Genomic DNA, 18,063 nt, shown 5'->3' with positions numbered 1-18,063 from the left:
TTCTCGGATTTTACTGCTTTCGATGGTGAAATTAAAATAAAAACAGACATGAGCAAAAATCGCTCACGTCCGTGTGTGGTAGATGAATTGGAGCTTACCCCAACATTTGACAAAGAACCATAAAAAAGCAGAGCCATAAAAATGGTTCTGCTTAATCCCCGCCCGGATTTCAACCGGGGTCTCCTGATATCTCTCAGGTATGCTCACGCCTGCACCACATCGGATTTATATTCATTATACCAAATTTTTAATATATATTTAACAAATCTTTTCTCTTTAGCCGTCAACCCTCTGTTTCCGTTTTCATCATGCACATATCCTATATGAACATGAGGTTTCTTGCCATTGTGATAATGAGTTAGATCTATTTGTTTCATGCGCCGATTCTTGCCATCATAGTATGTTATACTAATTGGATTTTTAGATTTTCTCCCTAATGTAACGTAGACTCTTCCCCTAGTTCTTGTTTCCATTGGCGTTTTTACAGCCTCTTTTGAATTTTGCACTAGAAATTTAATATTTTCTTATCTGTATATACTTCTGTACTCAGTTCCATAGGCTTTCCCTGATAAGCTAATTCCAGCGCTGGCTCCCCTACCGCCCACTCTTCATCTTCTCCGTAACAACATTTTCAAAATAAATCGCCTTGCACGGAAATTTATAACCGATATCCCCACCGTATACCACAACGGCCGACGGCTTCAGCCACTTTATGGCTTCATCCATCCCAGTTTTCCATACTTCCATGGATTCTTTATCCCGCTTCACTCCGATGGTGGAAACTGAAACTGTGTCACCGGGCTCAATCCCATCAAAGCAGAATTGAAAGCTGGCATCTTCCGCCCAGGACAGTATAGGGGATTACCTTTACCTGCATATCCTGCTAAAAAATCACACCCTGCCTTGTTCTGCAGGGTATGATTCCCTATTTTTATAAAAAATATCCCTATATTTTCCGGTTAGGGAAAATATAGGGAATCCGTTCGTGTATTACACGATATTTAGTAATACATGACAACAGGTCGAAATCCTGAAAAACAAGACTCCTGACTTGAACCGCTACGCGGCTCTACAGCTAGAGGGTGTTGCATACAACGTGCAACACCCTCTTCAAAGTCTTTGGCAGGAGTACTAGGATTCGAACCCAGATCGACGGTTTTGGAGACCGTTGCTCTACCATTGAACTATACTCCTATGGAGCGGAAAACGAGATTCGAACTCGCGACCCCCACCTTGGCAAGGTGATGCTCTACCACTGAGCTACTTCCGCATTGGCGACCCAGGACGGACTCGAACCGACGATCTCCGCCGTGACAGGGCGGCATTCTAACCAACTGAACTACTGGGCCGTTGTCGTAACGCTCCTTAGCGCTGTCGACTTGTTTAGTATACGATACATCTGCCAGATTGTCAAGGGAATTTTTAATCTTCTACCTTTTCAATAGCACCTACCGGGCAGCCTTCCATGGCAGCTACGGCATTGGCTTCTTCTTCCTGAGGCACAACGTCCGGAATGGCTTCTGCCTGGCCGGCGTCCGTCATATGGAAGACAGCGGGGCAGGTTCCTTCACACAAACCACAACCGATGCAAGTTTCATTGACTTTGAATTTCATATTTTCCACTCCCCTTTTTCTTGGAGCCGGGAGCCGGTCCTTTGGGCCGCCTCCCTTGCTCTTTCTGGATCCAGTATAGGACAAAAGGGAGCTGCAGACAGTTGGTATGACAACGTTCTGTCAAAAAACTTTATTCAGATACTTCTTTTTCCCATTCCAGGACATACTGGACGAAATACTGGACGCCCAAGCCCAGGGCTTTTTCGTCGATATCGAAATACGGGCTGTGCTGCGGATACCGTTTGGCTTCGTCCGCAAAACCGCCGCCCAGGAGCAGCAGGCATTTGGGGTTGTAATACTTGGCAAAGTCTTCCCCGCCCATCTGCAGTTCCCAGTCCACGATCTTGTCTTGGTCAAATACCTTGGCGCAGGCCCTCCGGCCCGTGTCCACGCAGGCATCGTCGTTGATCATGGGAGGCGGCCCGAAATGGTATTCCGTCCGGATGGCAGCCCGGGTTGCGGTCCCCACACCTTTGGCCACCCGTTCCAGGATGGAAGGATAAGCTTCCCGCAGTTCCTTGTTGAAAGTACGGGCAGTACCGGACAGATGGGCTTCGCCCGGGATCACGTTGGACGTGGTGCCGCTCTGGAAGCTGGTAACGCTGAGCACGGCCGGTTCCAGGGGATTAACTTCCCGGCTGACCACGGTCTGGAGAGCGGTGACGAATTCAGAGCCGGCCACGATAGGATCGATTGTCTGATGAGGCAGGGCTCCATGGCCGCCCTTTCCTTCCACATAGATATCAAAAGTATCGGCAGCGCTCATCACAGGGCCGTAGCGCAGGGAAGCACAGCCAACAGGGATCTTGCTCCAGATATGCAGAGCGATGAGCCGGTCACATGCCTTCACCAGGGGTTCTTCCTTCATATAGTAGGCCCCGCTGTCCTCGATGAATTCTTCCGCCGGCTGGAAAATCAGACGGACAGTGACCTTCAGCTGGTCTATCATTCCCGCCAGGATCTTGGCCGTCCCCAGCAGGATGGTGATATGGGTATCATGGCCACAGGCGTGCATGGTCCCTTCATTCTGGGATTTATAGGCTTCTGTGCCCAATTCTGTAATGGGCAGGGCATCGATATCCGCCCGGATCCCGATGATTTTGTCCGAAGAATGGGGTCCCTTGAGGGTAGCGATCACCCCGGACTTGCAGGCTTTGACGCAGGGGATCCCCAGTTTCCCCAAATATTCCATGATGTATTTCTGGGTCTCGAATTCTTTCCAGGATCTTTCCGGATGCTCGTGGAAATGTCTGCGCAGAGCGACCAGTTCTTCCTGGATTCCATTGACTTTTTCTTTTACATCCATTATTCAACGCCTCCTGATTAAAATGGACCGTAATTGATTTTTGTTGCTACCAATAGGGCAATCACACAGACCATGCTGAGGATCAGCAGCAGCGGTGTCACGAACTTCCACCATTTCTTCAGCGGAATGCCGGCAATGGTCAGGAAGATCAGCAGCGTGCCGCTGGTGAACCAGGCAGAGTTGGTCAGCCCATCCCCGAACTGGAAAGCCAGGATCATGGTCTGCCGGGTCATCCCCACCAGGTCTGCCAGAGGAATCAGGATGGGCATCAAGGCCATGGCTTTGGCGGACCCAGAAGTGATCAGTCCGTTGAACAGGGCAATGACGATCATGACGGCAATCGGAGTCAGGTATTTGGGCATGGCCATCAGCGGTTTGGAGATGCTGTTGATGATCGGGTCGATGATGGCTGAAGCGGTCAGTATCCATTGTATACCTCTGGCCAGGCCGATGACAAGGGCCGGTGCCAGGCCGTCTTTCGCCCCGGCGATAATCACATTGACCAGTTTGCCGGCCGGGATCCGATTGATCACCCCAGCAGCGATGGCCGTAAACAGGAAGCAGGCGGAAAGGTCGTTCATGGACCAGCCCATGGTAGAAACCCCCACGATGGACGCCACGAAAGTGACCAGGAAAACGACCAGGGACAGGCTCTGGCGCTGATTCAAGGGGTTCTTTAAAATATCGCTGTAATCCACCCGGAATTTGCTGTCGTCCAGATCTGCCGTGAGAGAAGCCCGTTTGCCCGATTTTACACCCCGGGCATAGCGCAGTACATAGATGGCCATAATGATATTGGCGATGATCAGCAGCACCAGCCGGAACAGGAAACCGGAGAACACGGGCAGCTGGGCGATTTCATCGGAAATCCCCACGGTGTACACACTGGTAGGAGAGAAAGAGAAGCTGATCATATCCACCATGGCGGAACAGGCTACCCCGGTCATCAGGTCATACCCCAGGGCCAGGCAAAGGGAGATCACAATGGGGATGAAGGGGACGATCTGTTCGTTCCATCCCAGGAACCCACCCAGGCAGCCAAAGACGAACATAATGGCGCAGAGGATCTTTTCAGAGCCCATGGTATCCGATTTGGCCAGGACGCCGGCTACAGCCTTATCCAGGGTACCGGTCTGTTTATAGACTTCGATGCATCCTGCCACCAGCATGACCAGAAACATCATGCTGGCACTGGAGACCAGCCCGTTGGGGATGGCCTGGAACAGAGCCTGGGGCCCCAGATAGATCTTAGGGACACTGTGGAAGGAATTGGGGACCACCACGGTCCGCCCGTTCATGACCGTCCGTTCAAAGGCGCCGGGAGAAATCAGGAAGGACAGCAGCCAGCAGCCCACGATGACGGCAAAGACGATGACAAAGGCATTGATTGTGCCCGCTTTCTTTTTTTCCATTTTTTCCATCTCCTGTTACAAATACGTCTGCTCATTGCAGCGCAGCATCTACATCGACTTTTCCAATCATGGTCTTCAAGATTTCGATATCCGTCTGTTTCATCCCTACCTTTCCCAGATAGCCGATATTTTTGATGGTCTCTTCGACATTTTTACCCACCAGGCCTTCTCCCTCTTTGAATACCTGATCGTGCATGCTCATATAGTGGCCCATCAAGGCTGCATGGACGGCAGCGGCGATCTTGGCGGCACAGCTGGGTTTGGCACCATCGCAGACCATCCCTCCCACATTGCACAGGGTGTTGGTGATGGTGTTGGCCACATGCTGGTAATCCCGGGTGGCCATCCAGGTGATGGCGGCTCCCGCCCCGCAGGCGGCATTGACCGAACCGCAGAAAGCAGAAAGAGGTCCGATATAATGCTTGATATAGACGGAAATCAGATCCCCTACGATCAAGGCCCGGAGGGTCTCATCGTGGGAAAGCCCCCACTCTTTGGCGTAGACCAGGATGGGCATGGTGACGGTGATGCCTTGGTTGCCGCTGCCGGCATTGATGACCACCGGTTTGGGGCAGCCGCTCATCCGGGCATCGCTCCCGGCCGCAGCAGCCGCCTCTGCCCGGGCCATGACGCTGTCCCCGATGGTCTCTCGGATGGTCCGCCCCACCTGGGTCCCCCAAGGATGATCCAGCCCTTCCTGGCTAATGGCTGCATTGTCTTTGATTTCTGTTTCTAATACATCCCGTACTTTTTCCAAATCAACGGTGGAAGCATATTCCAGGATCCCTTCCAGGGACATGAGGCTCCGGTTGGCCCCTTTCTGCTTCCCTTCCTGGATTTCCTGGCTTTGGTCATAAAGGACCTTCCCATCCTGGACAATCTTGTAGACATTGGTATGGTTCCCGGAAAGGATCACTTCCGAGCTGTGGGTTTTCCCCCAGAGTTTCACATCGATGTACAGCCCGGGCACCCCTTCCACCAGTTCCACGTCGCAGACATCCTTGGCCACCAGTTCCCGGCAGGCTTCCCGCTGGGCATCGGTGACCCCGGCGATGACTTCCAGGACTTTGGAAGGGTCCCCGCCACAGATGCCCAAAGCGGCCGCCGCGGGGATCCCTTTCTGCCCGTTGGAATTGGGAACGGTGACGCCTTTTACGTTCTTGATCATGTTCCCGGAACAGTCCACTTCATACCGGACCACCTCTTCCGGCAGATAGCTTTTCGCCTTGGCGGCTGCATAAGCGATGGCAATGGGTTCCGTACAGCCCATTGCGGGGATCAGTTCCTCCTGCAGGATCTTTGTATAGTTCTCCATGAGTGTTTCAGACAAAGCCATCTTCCTTACCCCTTTTCTCCCTGGAATTGTTTGGGTTATTTTTCTTATTTATAATATATCACTAATATGATCAGAAAGCAAGAATTTTCTGAATTTATAGTGCTTTAGTAGCAATTAAAATGGGACTGTTGCATGTGAAGTGCAACATCCCGGTCTCATAAGCCGCATAGCGGCTCGGTCTCGGGTCTCGAGTCTCGAGCCGAATGAGAAATTTGCAAGCAAATTTTTTGAATGTACAAACCCTAATCTGCTAACGATAAGATATTCGTTTCTATATCCAGCACGATACTGGTTCTACACCTTCAAAAGAACCTGGCCATGGGGACAGGTTCTATCCAACGGCTCGAGACTCACGACTCGAGACCCGAGACCTCAAAAAGAGGCTGTTGCTCATGCAACACCCCCTTTTTCACTTCAACAAAGTGAAATCCTCCAAATCCTGTTTCAGTATCTTCACCGCTTTGGTACAGTTTTTCTCCCGCAGGGCCTCCAGGAGATCTTTATGGTGCCGGCAGTCGCAGGACATGTGGAGTTCCTGCTGATCCATCCCCCAGCGGAACTGGGCATAGGCCCGGGTCAGCCGCCCCATACACCCCTTCACCTGCTCATCGATATAATGGTTCCCACAGGCATGGATCAATGCCACATGGAATGCCAGATTGGCCATCCAATGTTCCCGGGGCGTCACATCGTCCCGCAGGCATTCCTGGTTCAGCTGCTCCAGCTCGTCCAGCTGCCGGGGCGTGATGCGGCCCCCCCTTTTTAGGAGCGTCCCTCCCTCCAGGCAATAGCGGAATTCCAGCATTTCCCGGATATCTTCCATGGTCAGCCGGGTCACTTCGTAGCCATACCGGGGGATGTTCCGGAGCACATGGTTCTCACACAGGGCAATCAGGGCTTCCCGCACTGGGGATTTGCTGCACTGGTATTTCGCCACCAGGGTTCCCTCGTTCAGGATATCCCCAGGCTTATGGACCCCTGCATAGATGTCTTCCATGATGGCATCATATACTATATCCTTCAAGTATTTTTTCTTCATCCTGCCATCCTCCTTTCCCCCTGTACTCTGTTTTTTATTATACACTCTTTTAGAAAAAGGATAAAACAAATCCAGCCGGAGCGATGGCGGCTGCCCTCGGCTGGATCGTCTTCAATATTTACCCCAGTGGATCCGTTCCGGCTTGGCTTCTTCCAAAGTCCGAGGCCGCAGTTCCCGGGCCGGATGGCCCAGAGCCAGGATGGCTTCCACTTCTACTTCAGGAGGAAGGTCCAGCAGCTGTTGGAGATACTGGTGGGAAGTCAAGGGCTGTCCATCTTCTCCCAGGGTCTCCGAAACCATATGGCGCACTTGCACCCAGCAGCTCCCCAGCCCCAGTTCTTCCGCCTGGAGCATCATGGCCAGAAGGGCCAGGGAAGCATCTTCCACCCAGGCATGGGAATCCAGATGTCCCATGACCACAATGGCGGCCGTTGCTCCATTCAGCATATCGGCAAAATGGGGTTTGCACCGGGCCAGGGCCTGGAGGGTAGACCGATCCTCCACCACCAGCAGTTCTGTACTGCGGAGATTCTTGCTGCTGGGCGTCATCAGCCCGGCTTCCGTGATTTTCTCCAGATCTTTCCGGCTCACCGGTTCTTCCGTATATTGGCGTACGCTCCGCCGTTTGGCCAACAGGTCAAAGAATGCCATCTGCTTTCCCTCCTTATTTGCCTTTCTTGGCATCTTCCAGCAACCGCATCTTCATGGCATAATACTTTGGACTCATATCCAAGAAATGGGTATGGGGATTGCTGAAGCGTTGCTCTTCCGGCCAGATTTCATGATCCAGCTGCTGCCGCACATACCGGCGGATTTCCTCCAGGGACGGGGACGGATGGGTCCGCTTGCCCTTTTCCAGGACCAGTTCCTGGAGCTCCCGGAAGGTACAGTCTTGGAAAGCCATCTTCTTCCAGGGACGCTGGGTATCTACAAAGGAGAACTCCTTCACCTCCCGGGGATCTTCATCCAGCAGGGTCAGGAGGTCCGCAATGGCATGGCCGGTCTTATCGTACACCCTCCAAGCCCGTTTCCGGCCGGGGTTGGTGATTTTTTCAAAGGTCTCAGAAATCTTGATCTTGGGGATGATAGCCTTGTCTTTATGGACGGCCACCAGTTTATAGACTGCGCCAAAGACCGGATCGCTCTTGGCGGTGATCAGCCGTTCCCCCACCCCGAAGGAATCCACGCAGCCCCCCTGTTCCAGGATGGAGCTGATGGTATATTCATCCAGAGAGTTGCTCATGACGATGATGGCATCGGTCAGGCCCGCATCATCCAGCATCTTCCGGGCTTTCTTGGACAGGTAGGCCAGGTCCCCGGAATCGATCCGGATGCCCTTCAGCCGCTTCCCCATGGGCTCCAGGACTTCCTTGGCCACCCGAATGGCATTGGGCACCCCGGAATCCAGTACATCGTACGTATCCACCAGCAGGATGGCGTTATCCGGATAGATTTCCGCAAACCGTTTGAACGCCGTGTATTCATCATCATAGTACATGACCCAGCTGTGGGCCATGGTCCCGCTCACGGGAATGTTGAACATCTGCCCGGCCAGGACCGTTGCTGTACTGTTGGCGCCACCGATGTAGGCAGCCCGGGCCCCATAGACCGCCGCATCCATGTTGTGGGCCCGCCGGGCGCCGAAATCAGAGACACCCCTTCCCTGGGCGGCTTTGACGATCCGCTGGGCCTTGGTAGCAATCAAAGACTGGTGGTTGATCTCGCAAAGGATGGCCGTCTCTACCAGCTGGGCGTCGATGAGGGGGGCATAGACCGTGAGCAGAGGTTCATCAGGATAGATGATGCTCCCTTCCGGCATGGCATAGACACTGCCCCGGAACTGGTAGGTTTCCAGCCACTGGAGGAAGGGCTCACTGAACACGTGGAGACTCCGCAGATAGGAAATATCTTCTGTGGAAAAATGCAGATTTTCCAGGTAGTCCAGGACCTGTTCCAACCCGGCAAAGATGGCGAAACCGCCGTCATCCGGATTGTTCCGGTAAAATACATCGAAGGACACATAATCATCCCGGTCCCGTTCTTTATCTTCAAAATAGCCATTGGCCATGGTCATTTCGTACAAGTCGAACATCATGGACAAATTCCTTGCGTCAAATTGTTTCATGGGTCTCCACCTTTCCAGGTACATTATTTGTAACCCATTGTACCACAGTTTGTCCGTTTTCGGAAAAATAAATTAAAAAGGGGGATGTTGCACAGGACGTGCAACATCCCCTTCTTAATTTACTCTCTCAGGACCCCTTCGAAACGTTCCTGAACTTTCTTCACCACCTGATTGATGATGTCGTTGATTTCCTTGTCCTTCAATGTCCGTTCCAGATCCTGGAAGGTCAGGCTGAAGGCCACGCTCTTGCAGCCGCTCTTCACCTGCTTGCCGCTGTACACATCGAACAGCCGCACATCCTTCAGCAGCGGGCCGGCTTGGGTGCGGATCTCTGCCATCAGGTCCACGGCGCTGACGGTCTTGGGCACCACCACGGCGATATCCCGGCTGGTGCTGGGGAACTGCGGGATATGGGTGAACTGAGGGATCCGTTCCGCCCCATCCACGAAGCTGCTCAGATCCAGTTCCAGCACGAAGGTTTCCCCGCTGAGGCCGAACCGTTCCTGGACCTGGGGATGGAGGGCCCCCATGAAGCCCACAGCTTTCCCGTCATGGAGCACCGTACAGCTCTTGCCAGGATGGAGGAATCTCTCTTCCGGTTTGGCGTAAATCACCCCGCTGGCCTGGAGCACTTCCAGCACCCCTTCCAAGTCCCCTTTCAGGTCGAAGAAGTCCACAGCTTCCTTGCTTTCCGTCCAGTTCAGTTCGTTCCGTTTGCCAGCCAGCACCAGGCACAGGCGGGTCTTTTCCGCAGGTTGTTCCGTCAGCGGCAGGGCCTTGGGCAAGAATACCCGGCCTACTTCAAACAGGGCTACCCGGTCGTTCTGCCGGGCCAGGTTGTAGGCAGCGGTGTTCAGCAGGCTGGGCACCAAGGTAGTGCGCATGGTCCGGAAATCATCGCTGATGGGGTTGATGATCTGGATGGCCTGCCGACGGCTGTCGTCCGCGTCCAGCCCCAATTTATCGAAATCTCCGGCGTTGATGAAGGTATAGGTCATCACTTCGTCCAGCCCGGCATCGGCCAGGTAATTCCGGATCTTATCCTTCACGTCTTCGATAGGAGCCTGCCCGCCCCGGGCCATATCCAGCTGGGGCAAGGTGGACGGGATCTTGTCATAGCCGTACATCCGGGCCACTTCTTCTGAAAGGTCCGCATCGCAGGTACAGTCATTCCGCCAGGTGGGCACGGTGACCAGCCAGCTGCCGTCGGCCTGAGGTTCCACCTGGAACCGTAGCCCTTCCAGGATGGACCGCATCTGGGCATCGGTGATTCCTTCCGTGCCGATCCGCCGGCGCAGGGCTTCCGGAAGGGCCTTGATCTTCACCGGTTCCTGGGGCACCGGATAGTCTTCCACCACACCGGCTACGGCCTTGCAGGCACCCATCTCTTCCAGCAGATGGACGGCCCGGTCCAGGGCATCATGATCCCGGATGGTATCCACCCCCCGTTCGAACCGCTGGGAAGCCTCGCTGCGCAGGCCCAGGTCCTTGGAGGTATGCCGGATGCTGGGACCGTAGAAGGTGGCGGATTCCAGCATCACGTTCACGGTCTTGCCGGTGACTTCTGTGGCTATGCCCCCCATGACACCCCCCAGACCGATGGCTTTTTCCGGGTCGGCGATGACGATCATGTTGGGATTCAGCTCCCGTTTCTGGCCGTCCAGGGTCACCAGGGTCTCCCCTTCCTGAGCCCGGCGGACGATCCAGGTGTGGTCTGCTACCGTGTCATAGTCGTAGGCGTGCATGGGCTGGCCCAGTTCCATCATCACATAGTTGGTCACGTCCACCACGTTGTTGATGGGACGGATATTCACGGCCCGGAGCAGTTTCTGCATCCACTCTGGAGACTCCGTCACCTGGATATCCTTCACCATCCGCATGGCGAACCGAGTGCACAGATCTTTGCACTGGATCTCCACTTTGGCACAGTCGGCTGCGCTGCCGGCGGCTTCATCCCGGGTGGCCAGCTTGGGCAGGCGCAGGCTCTGTCCCAGTACCGCAGCGGTTTCCCGGGCCAGGCCCAGCATATTGAAGCAGTCGCTCCGGTTGGCAGTCAGGTCGATGTCCAGCACCACATCATCCAGGCCCAGAAGCTGTTTGACGTCCACTCCGACAGGCGTATTGGCCGGCAGGATGAAGATCCCGTCCCGCTGTTCCGGCAGCAGCAATTTGGCATCAATGCCCAGTTCCCCGGCGCTGCACAGCATGCCATTGGAATCCAGGCCCCGCATCTTAGCGGCTTTCAGGGTCATGCCATTAGGGAGATGGGACCCTACCACCGCCACCGGCACCCTGTCACCCTGGTGCACATTCTGGGCCCCGGTAAGGATCTGGACCAGTTTCCCCTGTCCCAGGTCCATCTGGCAGACCCACAGATGATCAGAATCGGGGTGCCGTTCGATCTGGGCCACCTTCCCGGTGATGACTCCTTCCAGGCCTTCCCCCAGATGGATCACCTGTTCCACTTCCAGTCCCACCCGGGTCAGTTTATCCGCCAACACTTCCGGCGTCACAGGAATATCCACATATTGTTTCAACCAATTAATCGAAGCTAACATTGTCCATTGCCTCCCACTCAGAATTGACGGATGAACCGCAGGTCATTTTCGAAGAACAGACGGAGATCGTCGATGCCGTAGCGCAGCATGGCAATCCGTTCCACGCCCATCCCGAAGGCAAAGCCCTTCATCTTTTCCGGATCGTAGCCGCTCATCCGCAGCACATTGGGATGCACCATCCCGGCCCCCAGGATCTCCAGCCATCCGGAGTTCTTACACACCCGGCAGCCCCTGCCTCCGCACATGACGCAGCTGATGTCCACTTCACAGGAAGGTTCCGTAAAGGGGAAGAAGCTAGGCCGCAGCCGGATCTTCACGCTGTCCCCGAACATTTCCTTGCAGAACAGTTCCAGGGTCCCTTTCAGGTCCGCCAGGGAAATGTCCTTGTCCACCACCAGGCCTTCCACCTGATGGAACATAGGAGAATGGGTGGCATCGTAGTCGTTCCGGTACACGGTGCCCGGACAGATCATCCGGATGGGAGTGTTGGGTTCCCGGCTCTGCATGGTGCGGGCCTGGACCCCGGAAGTCTGGGTCCGGAGCAGGATATCGTCAGTGATGTAGAAGGTGTCCTGCATATCCCGGGCCGGATGGTCCTTGGGCAGGTTCAGGGCTTCAAAGTTGAAATAGTCCGTTTCCACTTCCGGTCCTTCTTCCACTTCGAACCCCATACGCATGAAGACTTTCTTGATGTCCCGCAGGGTCTGGGTCACCGGATGGAGATGGCCCAGGGCCGGTTTCCGTCCCGGCAGGGTGAAGTCCAGGGTCTCGCTGGCCAGTTTTTCTTCCATCTGATGGGCTTCCAGCAACTTCATCTGTTCGTTGATCCGCATTTCCATCTTGGCCCGGACTTCGTTGACCATCTTGCCGATCTTGGGCCGTTCTTCTGCGGCCACGTCTCCCAGGCTCCGGAGAATGGAGGTCAGGGCCCCCTTCTTGCCCAGGTACTGGACCCGGATATTCTTCAGATCTTCCACACTTTTGACTTCGCTGAGATCCTTCTGGATCTTCTCCCGCAGTTCCTGCAGTTTGTCGCTCATTTTCACGCCTCCTAAAAAAATAGAACCTCCGTCCCCACAAGGGGCGAAGGTTCGCGGTACCACCCTATTTTTCACTCATTCAGCCGATAACGCAGCCAGCGCCGGGCCTACTCCGTTCAGTCCGGTTGCTCCCAGGTGAACTTCCCCATCCCTTTCCGTGCGGGGCTCCCACCTGCTCCCCACTCTCTGTGACCTCCGGAAATGCGTACTCTCCTGTTCATAGCAAGGTATGGAATTGAATGGAAATATTATAACACAGTTGAAGAAAGGGGGCAAGGGGGCAGCTGGCTCCCTTCAGTACCTTATAAAGCGGCAGCCTGTTCCAGCTGTTCACTTAAGCGTCCCTGCTCCTTCAGTCTTTGAATATGGGCCCGGGTCAATTTTTTGCAGCTCTTTCCCGGCAGTGTCAGGCCGAACTGAAGCAGTTTCTCCTCGGCGATATCCACCTGGTTTTCGTCAATCACCTGGAGGATTGTCTGATAGGCCTCCATTTCCAAATTGAGAAAAATCTGGCCGTCCAGACAGTTCTCCTTCCCTCCGGCGACTTTTTCCACAAAGAAATCTGCCATTTCCTGGATATCTGCTGTCTTATCCAACAGATGCAGCAGGTGGAAATTTGCCTCCCAGTCTCTGCGGAAAGCAATCTTGGCTCCCTGGGCAGCGTCCAATCCTTCCATGGCAGCCAGGAAAACCAGATTCCCCTGTTCCTGCTGCTTTTGGAGATACTTCAGGCAAACAGGAGTTTGGAGGATTTGTTCCGCCTGCTGCACAATTTTCTTTCTGTGGGTCCGTTCTGCATACTGCTGGACGTAGAAAGCCATCTGATACAAGGTGCCGTCGGGTTCCGCTTTGCCGATTTTCTCCAGGAAGCTGCGGAGCAGTTCCTTTTTCCCATGATAGGCTTCGATACCCGGGACAGGACCACCTTTGATCATGGAACAAAGGATCTTTCCGGCATCCAGCAGATCTGCGCTGTCCGGCTGGCTGTTCCTGACCACCTCGGTCAAGTTGATTTTCTGGGCAGCTTCCAACGAGGAATATTCCGGTAAGATGATGTTGTCGATGCCTTCATGGAGGAGCCAGGCCTTGACTTCTTCATTGCATGGCTGCAGCTGATGGACCGCAAAGATCCGCCCCCAGCCGTGGACTTTCTGGGCCAATCGGAAGATCTCTGCATCCCGGTTCTCCCAATTTTCCATATTCCGCAGCACATGGAAAGTGAATTCATCGGCCTGGCCCAGCTCCCGGAGCCTCTCTTTGTCTTTTTCCTCCCAAGGATGACGGCTCTGGGCTGTCAAGAACAGTGCCGTTTTGATACATTCGATTTCTCCAGAACGTTCCATGAGATTCCAGGCAAAATCCAGCAGATTGTGCACATCCAAAGCGTCCTGGTGCCGGTAGAGCCAGGACCCGAGCGCATCCATATAAGGAAGGAGGATTTCATCCGGATCAGCAAAAAATGCCTTCAGGCAGTTTTCTGCTGCCACCCCATCTCCCTGGCTGGCCAGCCGGAAGACTTTCTTCAAAGGCCGCGGCACCGGCATAGGAACATAGGCGTGGTGATACCCGCCCCCATCCAGGAACCCATCGATGAAAGTATATTCCTGGGATTCCTTGGGAGGGCGCAAGGTAAAATCAGGAAACAGGCTCCCCTTTTCCTCCAGCTCCTGATGGATCTTCTGATACAGGGACTGTTCCCCGGAAGAGGCAATACCCATGGCCCGCCGTCCAAAAGGCCCCCGGTAAAAAGAAAGGAGCGGTCCATCCCCTTCAGCTCCTGTTCTTTTCAGGATAAACGTATCCTTCCAGATCCCTGTATACCGCCCGGCAAGTTGGTTATGGACAGCCTTCAGCAGTTCCCCTTCGGTAAAAGCCTCCTTATTTTCCGCCTTGAGCCGTGCCTTTATGGTAAAACGAGAATAAGGACTTCCCGGAATTTCTTCTTTCCTGATGAGTTTTTCATTCTCCTGCAGATGGGGCTCCTCTTTATCACAGCACACCAGGTCCAGATAGCATACAGGATACGCCACAGCAGTAAATTCCGGATGCCAGTTTCCTGCATTTCCGGGACTGTAAGCATGGACAGCCTCTACAAAAGTATGGGTATCCTGGAAGGACTGGGGAGGAAAATTCCAGTGCAGCTGCCCTCTCCCCACAAAGGGAACTGGATTGAAAATATTGACGAACAGCCATCCAGTGAAATTTGGAACCCTCTGGACTGTAAAATATTCCTCAAAGATTTTTTCCAACTGAGACTGGGGAGCTGGATAATTTCGCAAGATCATAATTTTCCCATCTTTCAGCCGGAATCCGAATTCAATTCCATAAGACATCCCCTCAGTGGGATCATATTCGTAGGATGCCTGCAAAAAAGCAGTCTCTCCGATCATACGGGAAGGCTGCAGGACCAAGAATTTGATTGCCCGCTGTTCCAGCCGTTCCAGCTGTTCTGCCAGCCGTTTCCCCGTTACCCGGCCATAGTTTTCCAGGTCCGTTTTCAACTCCCAGCCAAGTGCCCTCTTTTTCACTGCCATGGTATCCCCTCCCCCTTTTTCTACAGTATACCATATCATCTGTGGCATTTTCTGGACTGGGAAATACAACGGGGAGGGTGAGGGATCTTTTTCTCCCTCAAGGCGCAAAAAAAGAAGGACCGTGATGATCCACAGTCCTTCTTTTTTTGCTGTTTCTGGATTATTTTGGATAGTTGCTGCTGGTGTTCTCTTTCAGCACAACGTCGTGAGCCCCGCCTTCTACCAGGCTGGTAGCGGATACCAGGGTCAGTTTGGCCTTTTTCTGCAGTTCGGGGATGGTGAGGGCCCCGCAGTTGCACATGGTGGACCGCATCTTGGAGATGGTCAGGTTCACGTTGTCCTTCAGGCCGCCGGCGTAGGGCACGTAGGAATCCACCCCTTCTTCGAAGGAGAGCTTCTTGTCGCCGCCCAGGTCATACCGCTGCCAGTTCCGGGCACGGGCAGAACCTTCGCCCCAGTATTCCTTCATATAGGTGCCGTTAATGTTCACCTTGTTGGTGGGGGATTCGTCGAACCGGGCGAAATACCGGCCCAGCATCAGGAAGTCAGCGCCCATGGCCAGAGCCAGGGTCATATGGTAATCGTACACGATACCGCCGTCGGAGCAGATGGGCACGTAGATGCCGGTTTCCTTGAAGTATTCGTCCCGGGCTTTGGCCACTTCGATGACGGCTGTAGCCTGGCCCCGGCCGATGCCTTTCTGTTCCCGGGTGATGCAGATGGAGCCGCCGCCGATCCCGATCTTCACGAAGTCAGCGCCACATTCTGCCAGGAACCGGAAGCCTTCGGCATCCACCACGTTGCCGGCCCCTACCTTCACGGAATCACCGTATTTGTCCCGGATCCATTTCAGGGTCCGTTTCTGCCATTCGCTGTAGCCTTCGGAAGAGTCGATGCACAGCACGTCCGCACCGGCTTCTACCAGGGCCGGCACCCGCTGTTCGTAGTCACGGGTGTTGATGCCGGCGCCTACCACATGGCGTTTCTGGTTGTCCAAGAGTTCCAGGGGATACTGTTTGTGGGTGGAATAGTCTTTCCGGAACACCATGTACATCAGGTTGCCTTCCTTGTCGATGATGGGCAAGGTGTTCAGTTTATGTTCCCAGATGATATCATTGGCCTGTTTCAGGGTGATGTCGCTGCTGCCCACCACCATGTCGGACACAGGCGTCATGAAGTCTTTCACCTGGTCTGCCATGTCCATCCGGCTAATCCGGTAGTCACGGCTGGTGACGATCCCTTCCAGATGGCCGTTCTTGCTGCCGTCGCTGGTCACGGCCATGGTGCTGTGGCCGGTCTTTTCTTTCAGGGTCAGCACATCGGCCAGGGTGCTGTCCGGACGCAGGTTGGAATCGCTGACCACGAACCCAGCCTTGAAGCTCTTCACACGGGCTACCATGGCCGCTTCGCTTTCGATGGTCTGGGACCCGTAGATGAAGGAGATGCCCCCTTCCCGGGACAGGGCAATGGCCATATTATCATCAGATACGGACTGCATGATAGCAGAAACCAGGGGAATATTCAGGCTCATCGCCGGTTCTTCACCTTTTTTGAATTTCACCAGCGGAGTCTTCAGACTCACATTTGCCGGAATGCATTCGCTGGAAGAATATCCAGGAACTAAAAGATACTCACTGAAAGTATGAGCAGGTTCATCATAGATAAAAGCCATTGTATATCCCCCTTTGAAATATTTTTTCCATTTTAGCATCAGTCTGTCACAAATGCAACAGGTTTTTCTCTTTATTCCAGGATAATCTGTGGAAATAGACCGCAGCGGCTGGAATCGGGCTGCGGTCTGGTGTCTATACCTTATTTCGTTTTCAGCCGGCGCAGGGCTCTCCAGGCAATATCCTGCCGGAAATGGGCTCCCTCGAAATGGATCTTTTCCACCGCATCGTAGGCTTTCTGCTGGGCAGAAGGAATGTCGTCTGCCACGGCGGTGACTCCCAGTACACGGCCCCCGTTGGTAAGGATCTTCCCATCCTCTTCCCGGGTACCGGCATGGAATACTACCACGCCATCCATAGCATTGGCTGCTTTCAGGCCAGTAATGGGCAAACCTTTCTTGTAGGAAGCCGGATAGCCGCCGCTGGCCATGACTACGCAGACGGCCGCCTTATCACTCCATTCTACCATGTCAGGGGTCAGGGTGCCTTTGGCACAGGCTGCCATGATCTCAGCCAGGTCGCTCTTCAGGAGGGGCAGTACCACCTGGGTCTCCGGATCCCCGAACCGGGCATTGAATTCCACCACTTTCACGCTGTCCACTTTGATCATGAGGCCGGCATACAAGCAGCCGGAATAAGGCCGTCCTTCCTTGGCCAGGGCATCCACGATGGGGCGCAGCACTTCCTTCACGGTCTTTTCTTTCAAGGCAGCGGTCATCACCGGAGCCGGGCAATAAGCCCCCATGCCCCCGGTATTGGGCCCCTGGTCCCCGTCATTCACCCGCTTGTGGTCTTGGGCAGCCAGCATGGGGACAATGGTCTTGCCATCGGTGAAAGCCAGGAGGGAGGCTTCCTCCCCTTCCATGAACTCTTCGATGACCACCCGGTTGCCGGCGCTGCCGAACTTATGGTGTCCCATCATATCGTCCAGGGCATCCAACGCTTCATCCTTGGTCATGGCCACCACGACCCCTTTGCCGGCAGCCAGTCCGTCCGCCTTGATCACGATGGGAGCGCCTTTTTCTTCCACAAAGGCACGGGCATCCGCCAGGTTGTCACAGACTTTGAAGAAGGCAGTGGGCACCCCATACTTCTCCATCAGTTCCTTGGAGAAGATCTTGGAGCCTTCGATTTCCGCTGCTTTGGCACTGGGTCCGAAGATGGTCAGTCCCCGGGCTTTGAACACATCCACGATGCCTGCCACCAAGGGAGCTTCCGGCCCCACCACGGTCAGGTCGATATCATGCTTTTCCGCCCAGTCTGCCAGGCCATCCAGATCCGCAATATCCAGGTCCACACATTCTGCCAGGTCTTTCATGCCAGGGTTCCCTGGAGCTGCATAGATTTTCGTCACACTCTTGCTTTGGGCCAGCTTCCAGACCAGGGTATGCTCCCGGCCGCCGCCCCCGATTACCAGTACCTGCATGCT

General features: G+C 54.4%; 14 protein-coding genes, 3 tRNA genes and 1 other annotated feature. All 17 genes read right to left on the bottom strand.

The window, feature by feature from the left end; all coding sequences use genetic code 11:
- Positions 1–203 precede the first annotated feature (203 nt).
- Entirely contained in the window at positions 204–473 is a 270-nt protein-coding gene (locus ACTUHY_RS10845) for a hypothetical protein (RefSeq protein ID WP_442827724.1), read from the bottom strand.
- A gap of 121 nt (positions 474–594) precedes the next feature.
- Complete coding sequence (locus ACTUHY_RS10840) at positions 595–852, bottom strand: DUF4417 domain-containing protein (RefSeq protein WP_442827725.1); 258 nt, start codon at positions 850–852, stop codon at positions 595–597.
- 268 nt (positions 853–1,120) lie between these two features.
- Positions 1,121–1,194: transfer RNA gene (locus tag ACTUHY_RS10835), tRNA-Trp, on the bottom strand.
- A 1-nt stretch (position 1,195) separates the two neighbouring features.
- A tRNA-Gly gene (locus ACTUHY_RS10830) sits at positions 1,196–1,270 on the bottom strand.
- Positions 1,271–1,272: 2 nt separating this feature from the next.
- Positions 1,273–1,349 (bottom strand) — tRNA-Asp (locus ACTUHY_RS10825).
- A 73-nt stretch (positions 1,350–1,422) separates the two neighbouring features.
- The gene (locus ACTUHY_RS10820; protein ID WP_442827723.1) at positions 1,423–1,614 is read right to left on the bottom strand and encodes a ferredoxin; all 192 of its coding nucleotides are present in this window, start codon (positions 1,612–1,614) and stop codon (positions 1,423–1,425) included.
- A gap of 130 nt (positions 1,615–1,744) precedes the next feature.
- The gene (locus ACTUHY_RS10815) at positions 1,745–2,920 is read right to left on the bottom strand and encodes a M20 metallopeptidase family protein (RefSeq protein WP_442827722.1); all 1,176 of its coding nucleotides are present in this window, start codon (positions 2,918–2,920) and stop codon (positions 1,745–1,747) included.
- Between the two features lie 17 nt (positions 2,921–2,937).
- Positions 2,938–4,332 carry a YfcC family protein gene (locus ACTUHY_RS10810; RefSeq protein ID WP_442827721.1) on the bottom strand — a complete coding sequence of 465 codons (1,395 nt, stop codon included), beginning with the start codon at positions 4,330–4,332 and terminating at the stop codon, positions 2,938–2,940.
- 31 nt (positions 4,333–4,363) lie between these two features.
- The gene (locus ACTUHY_RS10805) at positions 4,364–5,647 is read right to left on the bottom strand and encodes an L-cysteine desulfidase family protein (protein WP_442827720.1); all 1,284 of its coding nucleotides are present in this window, start codon (positions 5,645–5,647) and stop codon (positions 4,364–4,366) included.
- A 430-nt stretch (positions 5,648–6,077) separates the two neighbouring features.
- Entirely contained in the window at positions 6,078–6,707 is a 630-nt protein-coding gene (locus ACTUHY_RS10800; protein ID WP_442827719.1) for a GntR family transcriptional regulator, read from the bottom strand.
- 111 nt (positions 6,708–6,818) lie between these two features.
- A complete protein-coding gene (locus tag ACTUHY_RS10795) occupies positions 6,819–7,358 on the bottom strand; it encodes a nitroreductase family protein (protein WP_442827718.1) in 540 nt (179 codons plus the stop codon).
- A 13-nt stretch (positions 7,359–7,371) separates the two neighbouring features.
- Positions 7,372–8,832, bottom strand: a complete 1,461-nt coding sequence (locus tag ACTUHY_RS10790) for a nicotinate phosphoribosyltransferase (protein ID WP_442827717.1) — start codon at positions 8,830–8,832, stop codon at positions 7,372–7,374.
- 119 nt (positions 8,833–8,951) lie between these two features.
- The gene (gene pheT / locus ACTUHY_RS10785; RefSeq protein ID WP_442827716.1) at positions 8,952–11,390 is read right to left on the bottom strand and encodes a phenylalanine--tRNA ligase subunit beta; all 2,439 of its coding nucleotides are present in this window, start codon (positions 11,388–11,390) and stop codon (positions 8,952–8,954) included.
- A 17-nt stretch (positions 11,391–11,407) separates the two neighbouring features.
- Complete coding sequence (gene pheS / locus ACTUHY_RS10780) at positions 11,408–12,430, bottom strand: phenylalanine--tRNA ligase subunit alpha (RefSeq protein WP_442827715.1); 1,023 nt, start codon at positions 12,428–12,430, stop codon at positions 11,408–11,410.
- Positions 12,431–12,466: 36 nt separating this feature from the next.
- Positions 12,467–12,660 (bottom strand) — a binding site (T-box leader).
- A gap of 72 nt (positions 12,661–12,732) precedes the next feature.
- Complete coding sequence (locus ACTUHY_RS10775; protein ID WP_442827714.1) at positions 12,733–14,964, bottom strand: hypothetical protein; 2,232 nt, start codon at positions 14,962–14,964, stop codon at positions 12,733–12,735.
- Positions 14,965–15,124: 160 nt separating this feature from the next.
- Entirely contained in the window at positions 15,125–16,636 is a 1,512-nt protein-coding gene (locus tag ACTUHY_RS10770) for an IMP dehydrogenase (RefSeq protein ID WP_442827713.1), read from the bottom strand.
- A gap of 140 nt (positions 16,637–16,776) precedes the next feature.
- Complete coding sequence (gene purD / locus ACTUHY_RS10765; RefSeq protein WP_442827712.1) at positions 16,777–18,060, bottom strand: phosphoribosylamine--glycine ligase; 1,284 nt, start codon at positions 18,058–18,060, stop codon at positions 16,777–16,779.
- Positions 18,061–18,063: the final 3 nt, after the last annotated feature.

The organism is Acidaminococcus nyctereutis, assembly GCF_052216985.1.
Classification (GTDB): Bacteria; Bacillota; Negativicutes; order Acidaminococcales; family Acidaminococcaceae; genus Acidaminococcus; species Acidaminococcus fermentans_A.
Note: the sequence above shows the minus strand (reverse complement) of the source record. Positions and strands in the feature narration are given on the sequence as shown.

Excerpts from the sequence above, each read along its gene's own strand:
- pheS (WP_442827715.1), bottom strand. The coding sequence starts at position 12,430 with ATGAGCGACAAACTGCAGGAACTGCGGGAGAAGATCCAGAAGGATCTC.
- ACTUHY_RS10790 (WP_442827717.1), bottom strand. The coding sequence starts at position 8,832 with ATGAAACAATTTGACGCAAGGAATTTGTCCATGATGTTCGACTTGTAC.
- ACTUHY_RS10795 (WP_442827718.1), bottom strand. The coding sequence starts at position 7,358 with ATGGCATTCTTTGACCTGTTGGCCAAACGGCGGAGCGTACGCCAATAT.
- ACTUHY_RS10815 (WP_442827722.1), bottom strand. The coding sequence starts at position 2,920 with ATGGATGTAAAAGAAAAAGTCAATGGAATCCAGGAAGAACTGGTCGCT.
- ACTUHY_RS10805 (WP_442827720.1), bottom strand. The coding sequence starts at position 5,647 with ATGGAGAACTATACAAAGATCCTGCAGGAGGAACTGATCCCCGCAATG.
- pheT (WP_442827716.1), bottom strand. The coding sequence starts at position 11,390 with ATGTTAGCTTCGATTAATTGGTTGAAACAATATGTGGATATTCCTGTG.
- ACTUHY_RS10770 (WP_442827713.1), bottom strand. The coding sequence starts at position 16,636 with ATGGCTTTTATCTATGATGAACCTGCTCATACTTTCAGTGAGTATCTT.
- ACTUHY_RS10775 (WP_442827714.1), bottom strand. The coding sequence starts at position 14,964 with ATGGCAGTGAAAAAGAGGGCACTTGGCTGGGAGTTGAAAACGGACCTG.
- ACTUHY_RS10810 (WP_442827721.1), bottom strand. The coding sequence starts at position 4,332 with ATGGAAAAAAAGAAAGCGGGCACAATCAATGCCTTTGTCATCGTCTTT.
- ACTUHY_RS10800 (WP_442827719.1), bottom strand. The coding sequence starts at position 6,707 with ATGAAGAAAAAATACTTGAAGGATATAGTATATGATGCCATCATGGAA.
- ACTUHY_RS10845 (WP_442827724.1), bottom strand. The coding sequence starts at position 473 with ATGGAAACAAGAACTAGGGGAAGAGTCTACGTTACATTAGGGAGAAAA.
- purD (WP_442827712.1), bottom strand. The coding sequence starts at position 18,060 with ATGCAGGTACTGGTAATCGGGGGCGGCGGCCGGGAGCATACCCTGGTC.
- ACTUHY_RS10820 (WP_442827723.1), bottom strand. The coding sequence starts at position 1,614 with ATGAAATTCAAAGTCAATGAAACTTGCATCGGTTGTGGTTTGTGTGAA.